Here is a 20381-nt window from a genome sequence, read left to right as displayed (position 1 = left end):
ACCCCATGGCAGAACCCCTCGGCACCGGCGACAAGGACGTCGCCACCCACCTGCATTCGTACACCAACCTGGACGCGCTGCCGCAGACGCCGCCGCTGGTCATCGTGGAAGGCGACGGCATCCACGTCGTCGACGAGCGGGGCAAGCGCTACCTGGAAGCCATGTCGGGCCTGTGGTGCGCCTCGCTGGGCTTCTCCAACAAGCGCCTGGCCGCGGCCGGCGCGCATGCGCTGAACACCCTGCCCTACTACCACACCTTCAACCAGCGCACCAACGTGGCCGTGGCCGACCTGGCTGAGCGGCTGCTGGCGCTGGCGCCCGCGCCGATGGCGCGCGTGTTCTTCGCGAACTCGGGTTCCGAGGCCAACGACAGTGCCGTGAAGATGGTCTGGTATTACCACAACGCCATCGGCCAGCCGGAGCGCAAGAAGATCATCGCGCGGCGCAACGCGTACCACGGCGTGACCGTGGCCGCCGCCAGCATGGGCGGGCTCGACGGCAACCACCGCGACTTCGACCTGCCCATCGCGACCGCGCCCGCGCGCTTCCTGCATGTGGACTGCCCGCACCACTACCGCTACGCCGAGCCCGGCGAGACCGAGCAGGACTTCTCCAGCCGCCTCGCGCAACAGCTGGAGCAGACCATCCTGGCCGAAGGCCCGCACACCGTGGCCGCTTTCATCGCCGAGCCGGTGATGGGCGCGGGCGGCGTGCTGGTGCCCCCGGCCGGCTACTTCGAGAAGGTGCAGGCCGTGCTGCGCAAGTACGGCGTGCTCATGATCGCCGACGAGGTGATCTGCGGCTTCGGCCGCACGGGCAACATGTTCGGCTCGACCACCTTCGGCATCCAGCCCGACATCCTGAGCTGCGCCAAGGCGCTGTCCTCGGGCTACGTGCCGATCTCGGCGGTCATGGTCAACGACAAGGTGCACAGCGCCATCGCCGCCAACAGCGGCAAGCTCGGCAGCTTCGGCCACGGCTACACCTACTCGGGCCATCCCGTCGCCTGCGCGGTGGCGCTGGAGACGCTCAAGGTCTACGAGGACGAGCGCATCCTCGAGCACGTGCGCGAGATAGCGCCCGCATTCCAGGCCGGGCTGCGCGCCTTCGCCGGGCGCCCCTGGGTGGGCAACGTGCGCGGCGTGGGCCTGATCGGCGCCATCGAACTCATGGCCGACAAGGCCGCGCGCACGCCGTTCGCAGCAGAGCGCAAGGCCGGCTATCGCTTCGCGGCGCTGGCGCTGGAAGAAGGACTGATCGTGCGTGCCATGGGCGACAGCATCGGCCTGTGCCCGCCGCTGATCATCACGCGGGCCGAGCTGGATGACCTGTTCGCGCGGCTGGCCCGCGCCATGGACCGCTTCGACCAGGAAACGAAGGCCTGACGAGCATGCAGGCCTTCTTCAGCGACGACCAGCTGCTGCACGACCCGCAGCAGTTCATGCGGCTGGGCCGCATCTGCAAGCCCACCGACCTGCCCACGCGCGCCGAGGCGCTGATGGGCGCTCTGTCCGCGCGCGGCATCGCGGTCGGTGCACCGCCGGAGGCCGGCCGCGCCGCGCTGGAGCTCGTGCACAGCATCGACTACCTGGACTTCCTGGAGAGCGCCTACGCGCGCTGGCAGAAGCTCGGCGGCCCGGGCCTGGAGCCCGGCATCGAGGTGCTGCCCAACCTGTCGCCGCACGGCGCGCGATCCGGGCCCTGCCCCTCGCCGTCGGTGGTGGCGCAGGCCGGCTGGTACATCGGCGACCTGGCCTGCCCGATCGGCCCGCACACCTGGCGCTCGGTGCTGCGCTCGGCCCATGCGGCGCAGGCCGCGGCCGAGACGGTGCTCGAGGGCGGCGGCATCGCCTACGCGCTTTGCAGGCCCTCGGGCCACCATGCGCAGCATGCGCGCGCGGGAGGCTTCTGCTACGTGAACAACAGCGCCATCGCCGCCGCCACGCTGCGCCGGCGCCATGCGCGCGTGGCCGTGCTCGACATCGACGCCCACCACGGCGACGGCACGCAGCAGATCTTCTACGAGCGCGGCGACGTGCTGACCGTCTCCACGCACGCCGACCCGTCCGGCTACTACCCCTGGTACACGGGCTACTCGCATGAGCGCGGCACCGGCGAAGGAGAAGGCTGCAACCTGAACCTGCCGCTGGCGCACGGCAGCGGCAACGCCGAGTTCGCCGAGGCACTGGACAAGGCCGTCGCCGCCATCGAGCGCTTCCAGCCGCAGGCCCTGGTGCTGCCGCTGGGCTTCGACACCTACAAGGACGACCCGATCAGCGTGCTGAAGTTCGACATGGCGGCCTTCCGCCTCGCAGGCGAGCGCGTGCGCGCGCTGGGCCTGCCCACGGTCGTGGTGCAGGAGGGCGGCTACATGGTCGATGCCATCGGCGCCGCGCTCGACGCGTTCCTTGAGGGATTGCAGGCATGACCGTGCCGATCGACGGCAACCGCTCCGGCGGCGCCCCATGAGCAGCACGGTGCAAGCCTCGGCTCCCCTGGCACGCCACGAAAGCGCGGCCTCGGGCATCGCGCTGTTCCTCTGCGCGCTGGTGCTGTTCGCGGCATACGACGCCTTCGCAAAGCAGATGGTGGCCAGCCATGCACCCGCCGTCGTCAACCTGGGTCGCTACACCGCGATAGGCGCCATCGCCCTGGTGCTGCTGCTGCGCCACGGCGACCTGCGCCTGTGGCGCCAGCCGCACCAGAAGCTGCTGGCAGCGCGCAGCGTGGCGCTGGCTGTCGTGGCCACCTGCTTCATGACAGCACTCGTCACCATGCCGCTGGCCGAGGCCACGGCCATCTATTTCACGGCCCCGCTGATCATGGTCGCGCTGTCGCCCTGGCTGCTCGGCGAGCGGGTGGGCCGCGCGCAGTGGACGGCGGTGCTGCTGGGCTTCGCGGGCATGCTGTGCATCGTGCGCCCGGGCGGCAGCCTGCCGCTGGCGGGCACGCTGCTGATGGCCGTGTCCGCTGTCTGCTATGCGCTCTTCCAGGTGCTCACGCGCCGGCTCTCGGGGCTGGTGCCGGCGCCCGTGCAGTTCGCGCACATGGCGCTGGCCTGCCTGGTCATCACGAACCTGCCCGTGCTGTTCATGCCGCACGTCACGCTGCCGCCCTGGCCGGAGATGGCACTGCTGGTGGCCGGCGGCGCGGTCAGCGGCAGCGCCCAGCTGTTGCTGCTGGCCGCGTTCCGCCGCGTAGGCGCGGCCACGCTGGCGCCGCTGAACTACGTGCAGCTGCTGCTCGCGGTGCTGATCAGCACGCTGTGGTTCCAGCGCCCGCCCGATGCGACGGCCCTGGCGGGCATGGCGCTGATCGCAGTGGCGGGCGTGTACCTGGCGCGCGCGGGCGGCGGCAGAACCCAGGCGGCCGGCATGATACGCACAAGAGACCGAGACAAGGAATTCAGATGACCATCAGCCGCACGGAAGCCGCCACCCCTCCCGCTTTCTCGTCGATCCAGGTGCCCGATCTCGTCGGCGTGGTGGAGGCGCAGTTGCAGCAAGCCATCCTGTCGGGCCGCATCGCGCCCGGCGAGCGCATCGTCGAGGCCGAGATGGCCCGGCAGATGGGCGTGAGCCGCGCGCCTGTGCGGGAAGCCGCGCGCCGGCTGGAGAGCCTGGGCCTGCTGATCTCGCGCCCGCGCCACGGCTTCGCGGTACGCACGGTTTCGCCGAAGCAGGTCACCGACCTGTACGAGGTGCGCATCCAGCTCGAACTGCTGGGCGCGTCGCTGGCCTGCGCGCACGCCACCGACGCCGAACTGGCCCAGCTCGACGCGCGCGTGGACGACATGGTGGAACGCGCCGAGATCCTGTCCTCGCCAGAGCGCGTGGCGCTCGACCTGGACTTCCACTTCGCCATCAGCGCGCTCTCGGGCAACCACTACCTCCACCGGCTGTTCGACAACATGCAGACCGAGGTGCGCATGTTCCTGGCGCTCAGCGAGGACAGCTACGGCGACCTGAAGGTGCTGGCCGAGACGCACAGGCCGATCGCCCAGGCAATGGCGCGCCGCGACGTCGACGCCGCGCAGCACGCGCTGCGCTTCCACCTCGAGACCGCCAAGGCGCATGTCCGCGGACTCTTCTCCAAGGCATGAGATGAAGGCCGCCCCCCGTGTCGCCATGGTCAGCGGGGGCAACCGCGGCATCGGCCTGGCCATCGCGCGCGAGCTGCTGGCACACGGCTGGCGCGTGAGCGTGGGCACGCGCAGCGCCACCGATGCCTTCGCCGGCTACGGCGCCGGGCAGGTGCGCACCTACCGCTTCGACGCCGAGGACGCGCAAAGCGAGACCGACTGGGTGGCCGCGACCGTGCGCGACTTCGGCGGCATCGATGCGCTGGTGCACAACGCCGGCATCCTCAGCACGCGCTCGGTCGTCGATGCCGACGACGCGGAGGTCGACCGCCTGCTGGAGATCAACGTCAAGTCGCCGCTGCGGCTCACGCGCAAGGCCTGGACGCACCTGCTGGCGGCCGACGAAGGCAAGGTGCTGGTGATGGCATCGCTCGCCGCCAAGCGCGTGCGCACGGCCGATGCCTCGCTCTATGCGCTGAGCAAGGCGGCGGTGCTGTCGCTGGCCCACGGCATCCGGCACTGCGGCGCCGAATCGCGCGTGCGCTGCACCGCGCTGTGCCCCGGCTTCGTCGCCACCGACATGGCGGCCGCCCTGCCGCCCGAGCAGCAGCGGCAGGCCACGCGGCCAGAGGACGTGGCCCGCATCGCGCGGACGGTGCTCGAGCTGCCGGCCTCGGCCAGCGTCGCGGAGATCCCGATCAGCTGGACCGTCGAACCCCAATACTGAAAGCCCGACATGAAAGTCATCTACAGCGACCAGCACACAGGCCACGACCCGCAGCAGTTCATCGTGCGCGGACGCATGAAGCGCAGCAACGAGCAGCCCGAGCGGGGCACGCTGCTGCTGAACGCCGCGCGCGCGCAGGGCCACGACGTCGTCGCGCCCGAGGACCACGGCCCGGGCCCGCGCGCCGCCATCCACACGCCGCAGTACCTGCGCTTCCTGGAAACCGCCTGGGAGCGCTGGCAGCAGCTCGAAGGCGCCTCCGAGGAAGTCATGCCCAACGTGCATCCGTTCCCGGGCCAGCCCTTCACCTACCCCGACAGCCTCGTGGGCCAGGCCGGCTACCACATGGGCGACATGGCCTGCTCCATCGGCCGTCACACCTGGCATGCCGCGACGTGGTCGGCCCACGTGGCCACGCATGCCGCGCAGCTGGTGCTGGACGGCGAGCGCGCGGCCTACGCGCTGTGCCGGCCGCCCGGCCACCATGCCTATGCCGACCGCGCCAACGGCTTCACCTACCTCAACAACGCTGCAATCGCGGCCCAGCACCTGCGCGGCAGGCACGACCGCGTGGCCATCCTCGACATCGACGTGCACCACGGCAACGGCACCCAGGGCATCTTCTGGCGCCGCAAGGACGTGCTGACGATCTCGCTGCATGGCGACCCGCATTTCTGCACGCCCTTCTTCACGGGCCACGCGCACGAGACCGGCGAAGGCGAAGGCCTGGGCTACAACCTGAACCTGCCGCTGGCGCGCGGCACGCAGGACGAGGGCTTCCTCGCCGCGCTGGCGACGGCGCACGCGACCATCCGCGCCTTCGCGCCCGGCGCGCTGGTCGTGGCCCTGGGCCTGGACGCGCACGAGAACGACCCCTACCAGGCGCTGGCCGTGAGCACGCCGGGCTTCGGCCGCATCCTCGGCGAGATCGCGCGCCTCGGACTGCCCACGGTGCTGGTGCAGGAAGGCGGCTACCTGTCGGAGGACCTGGGCCTCAACCTGGCGAGCGCGCTCGGCGGCTTCGAGAAGGCGGCGTGATGACGCAAGAGCTCGACGACGCCATCCGCGCGGCCCTGCCCGAGGCCGCGGTGCTGACCGCGCCGCCCGCCCCCGTCGAAACCGGTTGGGCCGCCGACCTGCTGCTGCGCCTTTACGGCAAGCGCGGGCGGCTCAAGCCGCTCACGGGCGAGCGCGACGCCAACTTCCTGCTGGAGCCGGACGACGGCGGCGCGCGCTGCATGCTCAAGCTCTCGCACCCGGACGAAGACCCGCTGGTGGCCGACTTCCAGACCCAGGCGCTGCTGCACCTGGCACGCACGGACCCCGGCCTGCCGGTGCAGCGGCTGCTGCCGGACCGCCACGGCGCGGCCTCGGTGCAGATCGAGGATGCCGAAGGCCGCACGCGCGTGGCGCGCCTGTTCAGCTACCTCGAGGGCACTCCCATGCCGCAGGCGCCGCGCTCGGCTGCGCAGCGCACCTGCGTCGCCCGCATGCTCGCGCGGCTGGACCTCGCGCTGGCCGGCTTCGAACACCCCGCCGGGGCCCGCGAACTGCCCTGGGACATCCAGCGCGCCGACCGCGTGCGCGCCCTGCTGGTACACGTGGCCGACCCTGCCCGCCGCGCGCTGGCCGAGGCCGCGCTCAACGGCTTCGTGCAGCGCACCAAGCCGCGGCTGGCCCTGCTGCGCCGCCAGCCCATCCACAACGACTTCAACCTCTACAACCTGCTGGTCGAGCCGGACGAACCGGCGCGCGTGGCCGGCATCCTCGACTTCGGTGACATGGTGCATGCACCGCTCGTGGACGACCTCGCCGTCGCGGCCTCGTACCACATCGACGAGCAGGGCGACGCGCTGGCGACGATCGCGCGCTTCGCGGCCGACTATCACGCCGTCTCTGCGCTGACCGATGGCGAGACCCACGCGCTGCTCGACCTGGTGCGCGCGCGGCTGGCGATGGTGGTCGCCATCAGCGGCTGGCGCGCGGCTCGCCAGCCCGACAACGCCGCCTATCTCATGCGCAACAACGCCGTCTCCTGGGCCCGGCTGCAAGCCTGCGCCGCGCTGACACCCGACCAAGTGCAGGACGCCATCCAGGCCGCCTGCCACGCAACGGAACCCACGGAACCGATCCATGACTGAGAAACACACCGCCGACCTGCTCGAGCGCCGCGCCCGCCTGCTCGGGCCGGCCTACCGGCTCTTCTACGAAGAGCCCTTCCATCCCGTGCGCGGCGAGGGCGTCTGGCTCTACGACGCCGCCGGCACGCCTTGGCTGGACGCCTACAACAACGTGGTGCCGCTGGGCCATGCGCGGCCCGAGGTGGTCGAGGCCATCGCGCGCCAGGCGTCCGTGCTCAACACGCACACGCGCTACCTGCACGAAGGCATCCTCAACTACGCGGAGCGACTGCTGGCCACCATGCCTCCAGAGCTGGGCCATGCGACCTTCACCTGCACCGGCAGCGAGGCCAACGACCTGGCCATGCGCATCGCCACGGCGCACACGGGAGGCACCGGCCTCATCGTCACGCGCTTCGCCTACCACGGCGTGACCTCGGCCATCGCCTGCGCCTCGCCCTCGCTGGGGCAGTACGTGCGCCTGGGCGAGCATGTGCGGCTGGTGGATGCGCCGGAGGGAGGAGATGCAGAGACGGGCAGGCGCTTCGCCGACGGCGTGCGCGCGGCCACCGCCGACCTGAAGGCGCACGGCATCGCGCCCGCCGCCCTGCTCGTGGACACGGTGTTCTCCAGCGACGGTGTGTTCACGGCGCCGGCCGGCTTCCTGCGCGAGGCGGTGGAGGCGATCCATGCGGCCGGCGGCGTGTTCATCGCCGACGAGGTGCAGCCCGGCTTCGGCCGCACGGGCGAGGCCTTCTGGGGCTTCATGCGCCACGGCGTGGTGCCCGACATGGTGAGCATGGGCAAGCCCATGGGCAACGGCCACCCGGTCGCAGGCCTGGCGGTGCGGCCGGAGATCATGAAGGCCTTCGGCCAGGCCAGCCGCTACTTCAATACATTCGGCGGCAACCCGGTCTCCATGGCCGCGGCCTCCGCCGTTCTCGACGTGATCCAGCAGAACAGCCTGCAGGACAACGCTTTGCAGGTCGGCAGCTACCTTCGCGAGCGCCTGGCCGCGCTCGGCCAGCGCCATGCGCTGGTCGGCGAGGTGCGCGGCGCGGGGCTCTTCATCGGGCTGGAACTCGTGGCCGACCGCGCCACGCGCGCGCCTGCCACGGCGCAGGCGGCCAAGGTGGTCAACGGCCTGCGGCAGCGCCAGGTGCTGCTGAGCGCGACCGGACCACAGGCCAACGTGCTCAAGATACGGCCGCCGCTGGTGTTCGAGCGCGAGCACGCCGACCTGCTGGTCGAGCGGCTGGACGAGGTGCTGGGCACGCTGGAATAGCGCGCCGGGGCTTATTTTTCCGCGGGCTCGCCCGCAGGGGCCGCTCCGGCAGGGAGCGACTCCACCCGCACCACGCGCTGCGGATAGGGAATGTCGATACCCGCGCCGCGCAACCCGTCGAGGATCGCGATGTTGATGGCCGAGCGCAGGTTGTCCTTGCCCTTGTCGGGATCGGTCACCCAGAAGTTGAGCGTGAACTCCAGCCCGTCGGGCGCGAAGTTCATGAGGAAGGCCACTGGCGCGGGGTCGCTCATCACGCGCGGCTGGGCCCTGGCCGCCTCGCACAGGATGGACTGCACCTGCGCCACGTCGCTCTCGTAGCCCACCACGATGGTGGTGGTTATGTTGAACTTGCGGTCGGCCAGCGAGAGGTTCTCGACCCGGCTGGTAATGAGAGATTCGTTCGGCACGATGGCCTCGCGCCCGTTGCCCGCCCGAATGAGCGTGTAGCGCGTCTTGATGTCGGTGATGCGGCCTTCGAAGGTGTCGACCTTCACGTTGTCGCCGATGCGGATCGAGCGCTCCAGCAAAATCACGAAGCCGCTCACGTAGTTGGACGCCAGCTTCTGCAGCCCGAAACCCAGCCCCACGCCAAGCGCGCCGCCCAGCACCGACAGCGCCGTCAGGTCCACCCCCACCGCCGACAGCGCGAACAGCATGCCGATCAGCAGCAGGAAGGCGCGCACCGCGTTCGACGCCACCTTGCGCATCGACAGGTCGGTGACGGCCTCGCGCAGGATGCGCTTCTCGACCGTGCTCGATATCCACAGCGCGATCATCATCACCAGCCCGGCCGACAGCGCGCCCTGGATGATGGTCTGCAGGCTCACGCGCGTCTTGCCGAAGGCCAGCGTGATGTCGTCGAGCTCGGCCAGCACCGGCGGCAGCAGGCCCACGATCCACAGCACCGCCGCGATCCAGGCCAGCCACGACACCGTGCGCTCCAACAGCCGCACCATGTTGGACGCCGGGAACACCGCGCGCAGCACCCGCGCGAAGAGCCGGATCACCGCCAGCGACAGGAACATCGACACCGCGATGCGCAGCACCAGCACGGTCTGGAAATCGCCCACCGCGCGCCGGGCAAGGTCGGTGAGCACCAGCGCGAGCAGCGGGAACAGCACGCCGTCGAAGGTGCGCTCGCCGAACCAGATCGAGTCCTTGGGCTGGTCGCGCCCGAACCATTTGCACACGCCCCAGGCCAGGGCGATGCAGGCCACCAGCACGGCGAGTTCGATGGCGATGCCGCGTGCATCGACCTGGCTCAGGCGTTGGGTGAAGTCGTTGAAATTCATCGGTTCAAAAAAGATGGGCGCCGCTCGCGCCGGCGGCACTACAGGTCGGCCAGTACGCGGATGTGGGCTTCCACGCTGCGCGCCAGCGCATCGAGGTTGTAGCCGCCTTCGAGCATCGAGACGATACGGCCCTTGGCGTGGCGCCTGGCCACATCGTGCACGCGCCCGGTGATCCAGGCGAAGTCGTTCTCGTTGAGCCCGAGCTGGCCCAGGTCGTCCTCGCGATGGGCATCGAAGCCCGCGCTGATGAAGATCATCTGGGGCTTGAACTCCTCCAGCCGCGGCATCCACACCGCCTCGATCATCTCGCGCACGTCCATGCCCCTGGTGTAGGCCGGAATCGGCATGTTCAGCATGTTCGGCGCCGGATGGTCTGTGCCGCTGTACGGATAGAACGGGTGCTGGAAGAAGCCGACCATCAGCACGCGCGGGTCGTTCGAGAGAATGTTCTCGGTGCCGTTGCCGTGGTGCACGTCGAAATCGACGATGGCCACGCGCTCGATGCCGTGCACCTCGATGGCATGCCGCGCGGCAATGGCGATGTTGTTGAAGAAGCAGAAGCCCATCGCCTGCTCCCGGCAGGCATGGTGGCCGGGCGGGCGCACCGAGCAGAAGGCGTTTTCCAGCTCGCCGGCCACCACCGCGTCGGTGGCGGCAATGGCGGCCCCGGCGGCGCGGCGCGCGGCCAGCAGGGTGAAGCGGGTGAGCACGGTGTCGGGGTCGACCTGCGCATGGTCGGGGCCGCCGGCGGGCTCATCGGCCACCAGCCGCTGGTGAAGTTCCTCGAGGTGCTCGACGTGCGCGGTGCTGTGCGCCCGGGTGAGCTGCTGCAGCGTGGCCAGCGGCACGTCGCGGTGTTCGAGCGCGTCGCCCACGCCGGTGAGCAGCAGGCGGTCTTCGATGGCATCCAGGCGGCCGGGACATTCGGGATGCCCGCCGCCCATGTCGTGCTTCCAGAAGTCGCGATGTGTGAAGTAGCCTGTCTTGCCCATGTCTCTCGCGTGTAGACCTCACGCGGCATGGGGCCGCATGGTCTTACGGTATCGTTTGCATATGGATACAAATATGGACGTTGCTGCAAAGCTAGCCACTTTGTTAAGTCAGCTTAACACGGTGATCGTGGGCAAAGAGGCCCAGGTGCGCGACTGCGTGGCCTGCCTGCTGGCGGGCGGCCACCTGCTGATCGAAGACGTGCCGGGGGTCGGCAAGACCACCCTCGCCCACGCGCTGTCGCACACATTCGGTTTGCAGTTCTCGCGGGTGCAGTTCACCGCCGACCTGATGCCGGGCGACCTGTCGGGCGTGGCCATCTACGACCGGGGGCAGCAGGCCTTCGTGTTCCACCCCGGGCCGATCTTCGCGCAGGTGCTGCTGGCCGACGAAATCAACCGCGCCAGCCCCAAGACCCAGAGCGCGCTGCTCGAGGCGATGGAAGAAAAGCAGGTCACGGTAGAGGGCGAGACCCGCCCGCTGCCCTCGCCCTTCTTCGTGATCGCCACGCAGAACCCGCAGGACCAGCTCGGCACTTTCGCGCTGCCCGAGTCGCAGCTCGACCGCTTCCTGATGCGCATCTCGCTCGGCTACCCCGATCGCGCGGCCGAACGCCAGCTGCTCGCGGGCACCGACCGCCGCGAGATGCTGGCCAGCCTGCCCGCCCTGCTGACCGCCGGCGAGCTGACCGCCATCCAGCAGCGAGTGCAGCAGGTGCATGCGGCCGACCCGCTGCTGAACTACGTGCAGGACCTGATCGCCGCCACCCGGTCGGGCCGCTGGTTCCTGCAGGGGCTGTCGCCGCGCGCCGGCATTGCGGTGCTGCGCGCGGCCAAGGCGCAGGCGCTGCTGGCCAACCGCAACTACGTCGCGCCCGACGACGTGCAGGCCGTGCTGCCGCAGACCATCGCGCACCGCCTCACGCCGGTGGGCGATGCGGGCCGGGGCGCCGTCGAGCAGGTGCGCGCCATGATCGCCGCCGTGCCCTTGCCGTGAGCCTGCGCTCGCGCATCGACGGCTGGTTCCTGTCGCGCCGGCCGCCGTCGGACACGCTGGAGCTGACCCAGCGCAACGTCTACATCGTGCCCACGCGGGCCGGCTGGACGCTGGCCGCCACGCTGCTTGTGCTGCTGATCGCGTCGATCAACTACCAGCTCAACCTGGGCTACCTGCTGACCTTCCTGCTGGCCGGCAGCGTGGCGGTGGGCATGCACGTGTGCCACGGCACGCTGCGCGGGCTGTCGATGCACATGGTGGCGCCCGATGCGCACTACGCGGGCGCGGCGGCCGTCTTCAAGGTGGTTCTGCACAACACCCGGCGCAGCGTTCGCTACGGCATCGGCATGGCGGTGCGCGGCAGCGGCCAGTGGGCCTGGACCGACGTGCCGGCCGAAGGCACCGCCACCGTCGAGATCGCGTTCCAGCCCGAGCGCCGCGGCCTGCACCCTGTGCCGCCGCTCACCGCCGAGACCCGCTTCCCGCTAGGCACCTTCCGCGTGTGGACGGTGTGGCGACCGGCGGCCCGCATGCTGGTCTACCCCGCGCCCGAAGCGCACCCGCCACCGCTGCCGCCGGGCGAGCCGCTGTCCGGCCCGGCCGCCGCATCGGCCGCATTGCGCGCCGCCGGCTCCGGCGAATACGACGGCGTGCGTGCCTACCGGCGCGGCGACCCGCTGAAGCTGGTTGTCTGGAAGAAAGCAGCGCGCGCCCAGGCCGCCGGCTCCGAAGACCTGGTGAGCCGCGACACCCAGCAGACGCAGCGCGAGGAACTCTGGCTCGACGCCCAGTCCGCCGGCCTCCCCGACACCGAAGCCCGCATCTCGCGCCTGTGCGCCTGGGTGCTGATGGCCGACCGGCTGGGCGTGGACTACGGCATGCGCGTGGCGGGCCGGGTGGTGAAACCCTCGCAGGGCGAGGCGCACCGGCGCGCCTGCCTCGAAGCGCTGGCCCTGTGCTGAACGAAGGCCCACGAACATGAACAAGCTCATGACGCGGCTGGCGGCCCTGCCCCGGGATGCCCGGGACACGCTGTTCCTGCTCACGGTGATCGCGCTGATCGTGCTGCCGCAGATCGAGAACATTCCCTGGTGGTGCACGGCCATCACGGCCATGGTGCTTCTGTGGCGCGGCCTGCTCGCTGTGCAGGCCCGCCCGCTGCCAGGCAAGTGGTGGCGCGCCGCGTTGCTGGCGCTCACGCTTGCCGCCACCTTCGCCACCCACCGCACGCTGCTGGGCCGCGACGCGGGCGTCACGCTCATCGTGATCCTGCTGGCACTGAAGACTCTGGAGCTGCGCGCCCGGCGCGACGCCTTCGTCATCTTCTTCCTGGGCTTCTTCGCGATGCTCACGAACTTCTTCTACTCGCAGTCGCTGCTGACCGCATTCACCATGCTGCTCGCGCTGCTGGGCCTGCTCACCGCGCTGGTCAACGCGCACATGCCGGTGGGCCGGCCGCCGCTGTGGCAGGCCGCGCGCACCGCCGGCTGGATGGCGCTGGCCGGCGCGCCGATCATGCTGGCGCTGTTCCTGCTGTTCCCGCGCTTCGCGCCGCTGTGGGGCACGCCCAGCGACGCCATGGTGGGACGAAGCGGCCTGTCGAACGTCATGCGTGTCGGCACCATCGCCGAGCTGGCGCTCGACGACAGCATCGCCGCGCGGGTGCGCTTCGAGACCGGCAAGGTGCCGCCACAAAGCCAGCTGTACTTCCGCGGCCCGGTGCTCGCGCAGTTCGACGGCCGCGAATGGACCGCGCTTCCGTCATGGGCGCGCGGCACGCAGTGGGCGTCGAACCTGCGCGTGAGCGGCGAGCCGGTGCGCTATGAGGTCACGCTCGAGCCCAGCAACCGCCCCCTGCTGCTGACACTCGATGCCGCGCCGCGCGCGCCGGAGGCTCCGGGCTTCGAGGTAACGGGCACGCCCGACCTGCAATGGCTCGCGAACCGGCCGCTCAACGACCTCGTGCGCTACCGCGCCGAAAGCTACACGCAGTTCCACAGCGGCCCGCTCAAGCGCGCCGGCGGCCAGCTGCAGGCCTATCTGGCGCTGCCGCCCGGCACCAATCCGCGCACCGCAGCCCTGGCAGCCGAGATGCGCGCCGACCCCGCACTGGCCGGCGCCGATACGCCAGCCTTCGTGCAGGCCGCGCTCGCACGGCTGCGCACCGGCGGCTACAGCTACACGCTGGAGCCCGGCGTCTACGGCGACAACACCGCCGACGAGTTCTGGTTCGACCGCAAGGAAGGCTTCTGCGAGCACATCGCCTCGGCCTTCGTGGTGCTGATGCGCAACCTGGGCGTGCCGTCGCGCATCGTCACCGGCTACCAGGGCGGCGATCTGAACACAGTCGACAACTACTGGATCATTCGCCAGAGCGACGCGCATGCCTGGGCCGAGGTCTGGCAGGAAGGCACGGGCTGGGTTCGCGTCGATCCCACCGCTTCCGTCGCGCCGGGCCGCATCGGCCAGTTCCAGCGGCTGGTGCCGCAGCCGGGGCTGTTCGCGGGCGCCATCGGCGCGATGAGCCCCACGCTCGCGCAGAACATCCGCGCCGCCTGGGAGGCGGTGAACAACGGCTGGAACCAGTGGGTGCTCAACTACACGCAGAGCCGCCAGCTGAACCTGCTGAAGAACATCGGCTTCGAGGCGCCGAGCCTGGAAGACCTGGCCTATGTGCTGCTCTATCTGCTGGTGGGCGCGAGCCTCGCCGGCGCCGCCTGGACGCTGTGGGAGCGCAGCCGTCACGACCCGTGGCTGCGCCTGCTGGGCCAGGCCCGCGCGCGGCTCGCCAAGGCCGGCCTGCAGCTGCCCGACACCGCGCCGCCGCGCCAGATGGCCCAGGCTGCCGACGCGCGCTTCGGCCCTGCCGCGCAGTCGGTGCGCGACTGGCTGCTGAAGCTCGAGGCACAACGCTACGCGCCGGCCACGCCGGACTCCCTTTCCACCCTGCGCGCCGAATTCCGCCGCCTCGCCTGGCCCGCCGCGAATCTGCGCGGCTGAAACCACATGTGTCCCCGAAAGGGGTCCGTGCGGGCGGGCGGCACAATCAACCCATGCGATTCTCTCTCCCCACGCCGTCCCGCGCCGCTGCGGCAGCCGCTCTTCTCGCCGCCTGCTGCGCATGGTCCACGGGGGCTGTAGCACAGAAGTCCTCCAGCGGCCGCACCGCCGCCGCGGTCAACCCGGTGCGCGGCAGCACGCCCTACGCCACGCGCGAAGACGCCATGCAGTTCGCCGACGAAGTGGCGGCCCGCCGGGGCCTCGACCGCGAATGGGTGCGTGCCACCATCGGCAGCGCGCGCTTCCTGCCCAACGTGCCGCGGCTCATGCTGCCGGGCCCGGTGGGCACCGTGAAGAACTGGCAGACCTATCGCAGCCGCTTCATCGACCCGGTGCGCATCGCGGCCGGCGTGCGCTTCTGGCGCGCCAACGCCGACACGCTGGCGCGCGCCCAGCAGGTGTACGGCGTGCCGCCGGAAATCATCGTCGGCATCATCGGCGTGGAAACCATCTACGGCCGCAACATGGGCAGCTTCCGAGTGATCGACGCGCTGGCCACGCTCTCCTTCGACTTCCCGCAGGGCCACCCGCGCGCGGCCGAGCGCGAGGCCTTCTTCCGCGGCGAGCTCGAGAGCTTCCTGAGCACCGAGAGCCGCACCGCAGACGATCCGCTCGCCCCGCTGGGCAGCTACGCCGGCGCCATGGGCATGCCGCAGTTCATGCCCAGCAGCATTGCCAAGTACGCGGTCGACTTCGACGGCGACGGCCGCATCGACCTGGTCAACAACCCCGCCGACGTGATCGGCTCCGTGGCCAGCTACTTCAAGGCCTTCGGCTGGCAGCCGGGCATGCCCGCCATCTTCCCGGTGCACTTCGAGGAAGCACGGCTGCAGAAGGCGCTGCTGCTGGCGCCCGACATCCTGCCGACCTTCAGCGCCGACAGCTTCGTGGCCGCGGGAGCGGTGCCCGAGGGCGACGGCATCCGCCACAAGGGCCTGCTCGCGCTGGTCGAGCTGCAGAACGGCGCCGACGCACCGCCGACATACGTGGCCGGCACGCGCAACTTCTACGTGATCACGCGCTACAACTGGAGCAGCTACTACGCCATGTCCGTGCTCGACCTCGGGCAAGAGGTCAAGGCCGCGATGGAGCAATAGGCACCATGTCGCCCGAGGCACTGCGCGCAAACTGGAACGCGGCCTGGCATGCGCTGGGCGTCGCGGCGCCCGACGAGGCGCTGTGCACCGAGCTGCAGCAGCGCTACGCCGAACCCCAGCGCCACTATCACACGGTGCAGCACTTGGGCGAATGCCTCGCGTGGTTCGAGCGCGAGAAGCCACTTGCCGAACACCCCGCGGAGGTAGCGCTAGCGCTGTGGTTCCACGACGCGATCTACGACGTGCATGCACACGACAACGAAGCACGCAGCGCCGACTGGGCGCGGCAGGCCTTGCTGGCTGCTGGCGTCAACGCGGAAGCGGCCGAACGCGTCCACGCGCTCGTCATGGCCACGCGCCATGACGCGGTGCCCGAGGGCCGCGACGCCGAACTGCTGATCGACATCGACCTCTCGATCCTGGGCGCCGGGCGCGAGCGCTTCGACGAATACGAGCGCCAGGTGCACGCCGAATACGCCTTCGTGCCCGAAGAGGTGCGCCTCCCGCGCCGGCGCGCCATCCTCCAGCGCTTTCTCGACCGCAAGGCCATCTACGCCACGCCGCGCATGCACGCACAGCTCGAGGCGCAGGCACGCATCAACCTGCAGCGTTCGATCGCAGGCTGACCCGCGGCCTCAGGCCGGCACCAGCCGCCACCATTCGGTACGCGGCGGCTCGCCGCCATGCGCCTCTTCGACGGTGCCGAACAGCAGGCCGCCCCTCGCCGCGCCCAGCTTCGACAACGCCAGCAAGCGCTGCGGATCGCGGCACAGCATGAAGCTCGCATCGCCTTGCCATTCGAGGCATCGGCCCACCTCGGCCAGCATCAGCGCGGGCTGGCTCTGCATGAAGGTGAAAGGCATCGGCAGGCCCGTGTCGAGCTGCGAAAGGCCCGCCTGCGTGGCCTCCCATGCGCCGCGCAGGCTGGCCACGCGCAGGCGGGCATCGGCTGGCAGTGCTGCTTCGCCGGCCGCGTCGAGGCATCGGCGCGCGCCATACATCGCAAGCTCCGTCCACAAGCCGACGCGGCGCGGGCGACGACCGATGCGACGCGCCAGCTCATCGCGCCAATCCGCCGGCGGCGGATGCGCGACGAAATGCGCCGCTGTGCGCCATGCCGTCATGCCGAGCAGTCCTTCAGCACGAGCGAGGCATGCCCGCCGCCGAAGCCCACCAGATTGAGCAGGATGTGGCGAAGCCTCTGCGGCGCCTGCGCGCACAGCGAGATGCCGAGCGTCTCGTCGAGCGGATAGTCCACCACCGGCCACGCGCCGCCTTCGATGCAACCCACCAGCAGCGCCAGTTCGGCCGCCCCTGCAGCGCCCAGCGTGTGGCCGAGCACCGACTTGAGCGACACCAGCGGCGGCAGCGGATCGAACACCTGCTTGAGTGCCTCCACCTCGATCGCGTCGTTAACCGGGCTGCCGGCGGCCTGCACCTTGATGAGGTCGATGTCGGCCGGCCGCAGCCCGCTCTGCGCCAGCGCGCCGTGGCACATCGCAAGCACCGCGCTGGCTTCGGTGCCCGAGGGATTGCGCCCGTCGACCACGTTGGCGCCGCCCATGACCTGCCAGCGCGCGGCCCCCGACTGCAGCCGCAGCGCAGCCACCGCCTCGCCGAGCACCAGCCCCTTGCGTCCGGCGCCGAAGGGCTTTGCGCGATCGGGCGCCAGCAGTTGCATCGCGCCGAAGCCTGCGACGGTGAATCGGTTGTCCAGTTCGGCGCCGATCACCAGCGCCTCTTGCGCCTCGCCGCCGCGGATCATGTCGCAGGCCGTCAGCACCGCGTTCAGCGACGAAGTGCAGGCTGTCGAGACCGTGAACACCGGCCCCTGCCAGTCCAGCGCACCAGCAACGATGTCGGCGAAGTCCTGCAGATCGCCGCCGAGCCGCTCGGACTGCGCCGCGTGCTCCATGAACCCGATGTCGAGCGACGACGAAGCCACGTACAGCGGCGCTGTGCGCGCACCCCAGTCGCCGGTCTGCGCGGCCACGTTGCGCACGGTGCGGCGCAGGCGCTCGGTCCAGTCGCCCTCCGCCTGCGGCAGGGCATGCACGGGCCAGCACACGTCATTGGCAACGGCCACGGGCACCGGTGGCACCCCGCCGCGCCGCAACGAAGCCAGTGCCCGTGGCATGTCTTCCCCCAGCGCGCAGGCCAGCCCGACGCCGGCCAGGAAGACCTGGCTCATGCCTTGCCCGCTTGCGCGAGATGCTGCGCCAGATGCGCGATGGACGTGAGCGCCCGGCGCGTCTCCTTGCTGTCGGGCATGCGCACGCCGAAGCGCTGCTGGATCGTCATCGACACCTGCAGCGCATCGAGCGAGTCGAGGTCGAGCCGCGCCTCGGGGCCGAACAGCGGCTCGTCGTCGCCAAGGCCGCCGGGGGGCGCCGTCTTCTCGACGGCTTCGAGCACCATGGCCTTGAGGCTGGCGATGAATTCAGGGGTGACAGTGCCAATGGTGCTCATGGTGCGCGCCTGCGAAACAGAAATACGGCAACGATGAACATCACCGCCGCGAACGCGGCCAGCCGGCCGATCTGCGGCAGCGCGTCGGCCACGCCGCCGCCGCGCAGCAGCACGGTGAGCAGGGCCTCGAGCCCCCAGTTCATCGGCGAGATCTCGACCAGCCGCTGCATGAAGCCCGGCATCACGAACTTGGGCACCATGATGCCGCCGGCAGCCGCCATCAGCACATTGACCATCGGCCCGATGGTGGCCGCCTGCGCATGGCTGCGCACCAGGCAGGCCAGCGCGAGCGACAGGCTCACCGCCGCCAGGCTCACCGCGCCGAGCGACAACAGCAGCGCGCCCCAGTGGATGCCCGCGAGCGACAGCGCGTCGCCGCCGATCAGCGGCATGAACCAGATGCCGGCCGCGAGCATGACCACCGCCTGCAGCGCATTCACGCCAAGGTAGGGCAACGCCTTGGACGCCAGCAGCGTGAAGCGCGACACGCCCAGACTCTGCAGCCTGCCGAGCGCGCCCGAACTGCGCTCCTGCACGAACAGGCTGGACAGCGAGGCGACCACGAAGAACATGCCGAAGACCAGCCATGCGGGCACGTTCTGCTGCACCGAGGTCGGGCGCGGCCCGGCGGTCGAGAAGCGCTCGGCGCGCACCATCGCCTGGATCGAAGCGTCGGGCGCCGGGCCGGCCGTGCCGGGCACCGCCAGCGCGAGCCGAGCCTTGAGCTCGCCCGACGCGCCGACCAACTCGGCACGCAGCGCATTGAAAAGGTTGGCGTCGATGCCGGGCTCGGTCAGCAGGTGGATGCGTGCCTGGGTCGACAACGCGGCCGACTCCAGCTCGTCCGACAGGCCCGGCTCCATCACGATCACGTACTTGAGCGAGCCATTGCGCAGCCGCGCCTGCCAGTCGTCGCCCAGCGGCTGCGGCGTGCCGTGGTTGCGCTGCCAGAGCTGCTTGAGCCACTGCGCGGGCGTGGCGGTGTCGCGCATGTCGACTGCATAAGTCAGCTCGGCGAGCGGCGGGCGGTAGATGTCTTTCAGCGTGAGCGACATCAGCACGATGAAGACCATCGGCATCACGAACAGCGCGGCCAGCCCGTGCATGTCGCGCACGAGGGCGAGCAGTTCTTTCCTGATGAGCGCGAAGAGCATGGGAACGTCGGTCAGTCGCGCAGCGAGCGATGGGTGAGCGCCATGAACAGCTGCTCCAGGTCATGGCGGCCGAACTCGGCATGGCGCACCTCTATGCCCTCTGCTTCAAGCGCGGCCAGCACGGGGCCGGGGCCGATGCCGGCGTCCAGGTGGATGCGCCAGTGCACGCCGCCATCTTCCACGGTGCCGAAGCGCGAGAGCATGCCGGCATCGAGCCCGTCGGCCGCAAGCGTGAGCAGCATCGCGCTCTTCGACAGCAGGTCGTCGAGTGCGCCTTCGCGCAGAACATGGCCCCGGTCGAGGATGACGACGCGATCGGCAATCGCCTCGATCTCTTCCATGTAGTGCGAGGCGTAGATCACCGCCGCGCCTTGCTGCGCGAGGCTCTTGATGGCGTCGAGGATGAAGGCGCGCGACTGCGGATCGACTCCGACGGTGGGCTCGTCGAAGAGCATCAGCTCGGGTTCGGGCAGCAAGGCGATGGCAAGGTTAAGGCGTCGCTTGAGACCGCCGGAGAGTCTTTCAGCACGCACGCCCGAGAACTGTTCGAGTTGCGCGAACTGCGTGCAGGCCGCGATGCGCTCTTTCTTCTTCGCGCCCGACAGGCCACCCGCAGCCGCAAAGCATGCGAGGTTCTCGGCAACGGTCAGCATGGGATAGAACGCGTGCTCCTGTGGCGCAACTGCAATCCGCGTGGGCGTCTTTGCACGCACCTGCTGCAGCGGTTGACCGTCGATCCGGATCTCGCCCGACTGCACGGCCAGCGCGCCCGACAGGTGCGAGATCAGCGTGGTCTTGCCTGCGCCGTTCGGGCCCAGCAGACCGAGCACGCAACCACTCGGCACTGAGAGCGATACGTCTGCCAGTGCGGGTGCGTCGGCATGCGGATACCGGTAGCTGAGGTTCTTCAGCTCGAGCATCGGGTTGCCATCTGCGTGTTGTTCGGGGCGTGTGCACAGGCCATCGGGTACTCCCCTCCGCGAATGTCCCCCGGCCTTCGGCCTCCTCCTTTATTTCGCTGCGGGGAGCACCCGACGCCCTGTGCACGATGGACGCCGCGCTTATGCGAGCCGATCAACCAGTGCTCTGACCGATCACGACGATGGG

Annotated in this window: 20 protein-coding genes; 13 read left to right on the top strand and 7 right to left on the bottom strand. The window is 70.3% G+C overall.

Going from position 1 to position 20381, the window contains the following annotated elements:
- The first annotated feature begins 5 nt into the window (after positions 1 to 5).
- Genes ACWV14_RS12430 through ACWV14_RS12395 form a run of 8 tightly spaced genes read left to right on the top strand, consistent with a single transcriptional unit; the run spans position 6 to position 8213 of the window.
- Positions 6 to 1385 (top strand): aminotransferase, encoded by a 1380-nt coding sequence (locus ACWV14_RS12430; protein ID WP_454908897.1) that lies wholly within the window; start codon positions 6 to 8, stop codon positions 1383 to 1385.
- Between the two features lie 5 nt (positions 1386 to 1390).
- Positions 1391 to 2428: a histone deacetylase family protein gene (locus tag ACWV14_RS12425; protein ID WP_454908896.1), complete on the top strand. Its 1038-nt coding sequence runs from the start codon at positions 1391 to 1393 to the stop codon at positions 2426 to 2428.
- 37 nt (positions 2429 to 2465) lie between these two features.
- Positions 2466 to 3413 carry a DMT family transporter gene (locus ACWV14_RS12420; protein WP_454908895.1) on the top strand — a complete coding sequence of 316 codons (948 nt, stop codon included), beginning with the start codon at positions 2466 to 2468 and terminating at the stop codon, positions 3411 to 3413.
- A complete protein-coding gene (locus tag ACWV14_RS12415) occupies positions 3410 to 4102 on the top strand; it encodes a GntR family transcriptional regulator (RefSeq protein ID WP_454908894.1) in 693 nt (230 codons plus the stop codon). Before ACWV14_RS12420 ends, ACWV14_RS12415 begins: the two co-directional genes overlap by 4 nt.
- A 1-nt stretch (position 4103) precedes the next feature.
- Positions 4104 to 4808, top strand: coding sequence for an SDR family NAD(P)-dependent oxidoreductase (locus tag ACWV14_RS12410; RefSeq protein WP_454908893.1), 705 nt, complete (start codon positions 4104 to 4106; stop codon positions 4806 to 4808).
- A gap of 9 nt (positions 4809 to 4817) precedes the next feature.
- Complete coding sequence (locus ACWV14_RS12405) at positions 4818 to 5846, top strand: histone deacetylase family protein (RefSeq protein WP_454908892.1); 1029 nt, start codon at positions 4818 to 4820, stop codon at positions 5844 to 5846.
- A complete protein-coding gene (locus tag ACWV14_RS12400) occupies positions 5846 to 6949 on the top strand; it encodes a phosphotransferase (RefSeq protein WP_454908891.1) in 1104 nt (367 codons plus the stop codon). The genes ACWV14_RS12405 and ACWV14_RS12400 overlap by 1 nt, the downstream gene beginning before the upstream one ends.
- On the top strand, positions 6942 to 8213 hold the full coding sequence (locus tag ACWV14_RS12395) for an aspartate aminotransferase family protein (protein WP_454908890.1): 1272 nt from the start codon (positions 6942 to 6944) through the stop codon (positions 8211 to 8213). The genes ACWV14_RS12400 and ACWV14_RS12395 overlap by 8 nt, the downstream gene beginning before the upstream one ends.
- Before the next feature lie 11 nt (positions 8214 to 8224).
- On the opposite strand, the gene ACWV14_RS12390 is transcribed toward ACWV14_RS12395, so the two are convergent.
- Both ACWV14_RS12390 and ACWV14_RS12385 read right to left on the bottom strand, forming a co-directional pair.
- Positions 8225 to 9508 (bottom strand): mechanosensitive ion channel family protein, encoded by a 1284-nt coding sequence (locus ACWV14_RS12390; RefSeq protein ID WP_454908889.1) that lies wholly within the window; start codon positions 9506 to 9508, stop codon positions 8225 to 8227.
- A gap of 38 nt (positions 9509 to 9546) precedes the next feature.
- Complete coding sequence (locus ACWV14_RS12385) at positions 9547 to 10500, bottom strand: histone deacetylase family protein (RefSeq protein WP_454908888.1); 954 nt, start codon at positions 10498 to 10500, stop codon at positions 9547 to 9549.
- Positions 10501 to 10573: 73 nt separating this feature from the next.
- Between ACWV14_RS12385 and ACWV14_RS12380 the strand changes: the two genes are divergently transcribed.
- Genes ACWV14_RS12380 through ACWV14_RS12360 form a run of 5 tightly spaced genes read left to right on the top strand, consistent with a single transcriptional unit; the run spans position 10574 to position 16277 of the window.
- Positions 10574 to 11494 carry an AAA family ATPase gene (locus tag ACWV14_RS12380; RefSeq protein ID WP_454908887.1) on the top strand — a complete coding sequence of 307 codons (921 nt, stop codon included), beginning with the start codon at positions 10574 to 10576 and terminating at the stop codon, positions 11492 to 11494.
- Positions 11491 to 12456 (top strand): DUF58 domain-containing protein, encoded by a 966-nt coding sequence (locus ACWV14_RS12375; RefSeq protein ID WP_422085956.1) that lies wholly within the window; start codon positions 11491 to 11493, stop codon positions 12454 to 12456. Before ACWV14_RS12380 ends, ACWV14_RS12375 begins: the two co-directional genes overlap by 4 nt.
- 16 nt (positions 12457 to 12472) lie before the next feature.
- A complete protein-coding gene (locus tag ACWV14_RS12370) occupies positions 12473 to 14494 on the top strand; it encodes a transglutaminase family protein (RefSeq protein WP_454908886.1) in 2022 nt (673 codons plus the stop codon).
- Between the two features lie 53 nt (positions 14495 to 14547).
- A complete protein-coding gene (mltB, locus tag ACWV14_RS12365; RefSeq protein ID WP_454908885.1) occupies positions 14548 to 15651 on the top strand; it encodes a lytic murein transglycosylase B in 1104 nt (367 codons plus the stop codon).
- A gap of 5 nt (positions 15652 to 15656) precedes the next feature.
- Positions 15657 to 16277, top strand: a complete 621-nt coding sequence (locus tag ACWV14_RS12360; protein ID WP_454908884.1) for an HD domain-containing protein — start codon at positions 15657 to 15659, stop codon at positions 16275 to 16277.
- A 9-nt stretch (positions 16278 to 16286) separates the two neighbouring features.
- On the opposite strand, the gene ACWV14_RS12355 is transcribed toward ACWV14_RS12360, so the two are convergent.
- From ACWV14_RS12355 to ACWV14_RS12335, 5 genes are read right to left on the bottom strand one after another with little or no spacing between them, the layout of a single operon-like run.
- Positions 16287 to 16775 carry a hypothetical protein gene (locus ACWV14_RS12355; protein ID WP_422085952.1) on the bottom strand — a complete coding sequence of 163 codons (489 nt, stop codon included), beginning with the start codon at positions 16773 to 16775 and terminating at the stop codon, positions 16287 to 16289.
- Positions 16772 to 17842: a beta-ketoacyl synthase N-terminal-like domain-containing protein gene (locus ACWV14_RS12350; RefSeq protein ID WP_454908883.1), complete on the bottom strand. Its 1071-nt coding sequence runs from the start codon at positions 17840 to 17842 to the stop codon at positions 16772 to 16774. The genes ACWV14_RS12355 and ACWV14_RS12350 overlap by 4 nt, the downstream gene beginning before the upstream one ends.
- Complete coding sequence (locus ACWV14_RS12345; RefSeq protein ID WP_422085950.1) at positions 17839 to 18120, bottom strand: acyl carrier protein; 282 nt, start codon at positions 18118 to 18120, stop codon at positions 17839 to 17841. Before ACWV14_RS12345 ends, ACWV14_RS12350 begins: the two co-directional genes overlap by 4 nt.
- The gene (locus tag ACWV14_RS12340) at positions 18117 to 19274 is read right to left on the bottom strand and encodes an ABC transporter permease (RefSeq protein ID WP_454908882.1); all 1158 of its coding nucleotides are present in this window, start codon (positions 19272 to 19274) and stop codon (positions 18117 to 18119) included. Before ACWV14_RS12340 ends, ACWV14_RS12345 begins: the two co-directional genes overlap by 4 nt.
- Positions 19275 to 19285: 11 nt before the next feature.
- Positions 19286 to 20194, bottom strand: a complete 909-nt coding sequence (locus ACWV14_RS12335; RefSeq protein ID WP_454908881.1) for an ABC transporter ATP-binding protein — start codon at positions 20192 to 20194, stop codon at positions 19286 to 19288.
- Positions 20195 to 20381: the final 187 nt, after the last annotated feature.

The sequence above is a fragment of the Variovorax durovernensis genome (genome assembly GCF_977011995.1).
Note: the sequence above shows the minus strand (reverse complement) of the source record. Positions and strands in the feature narration are given on the sequence as shown.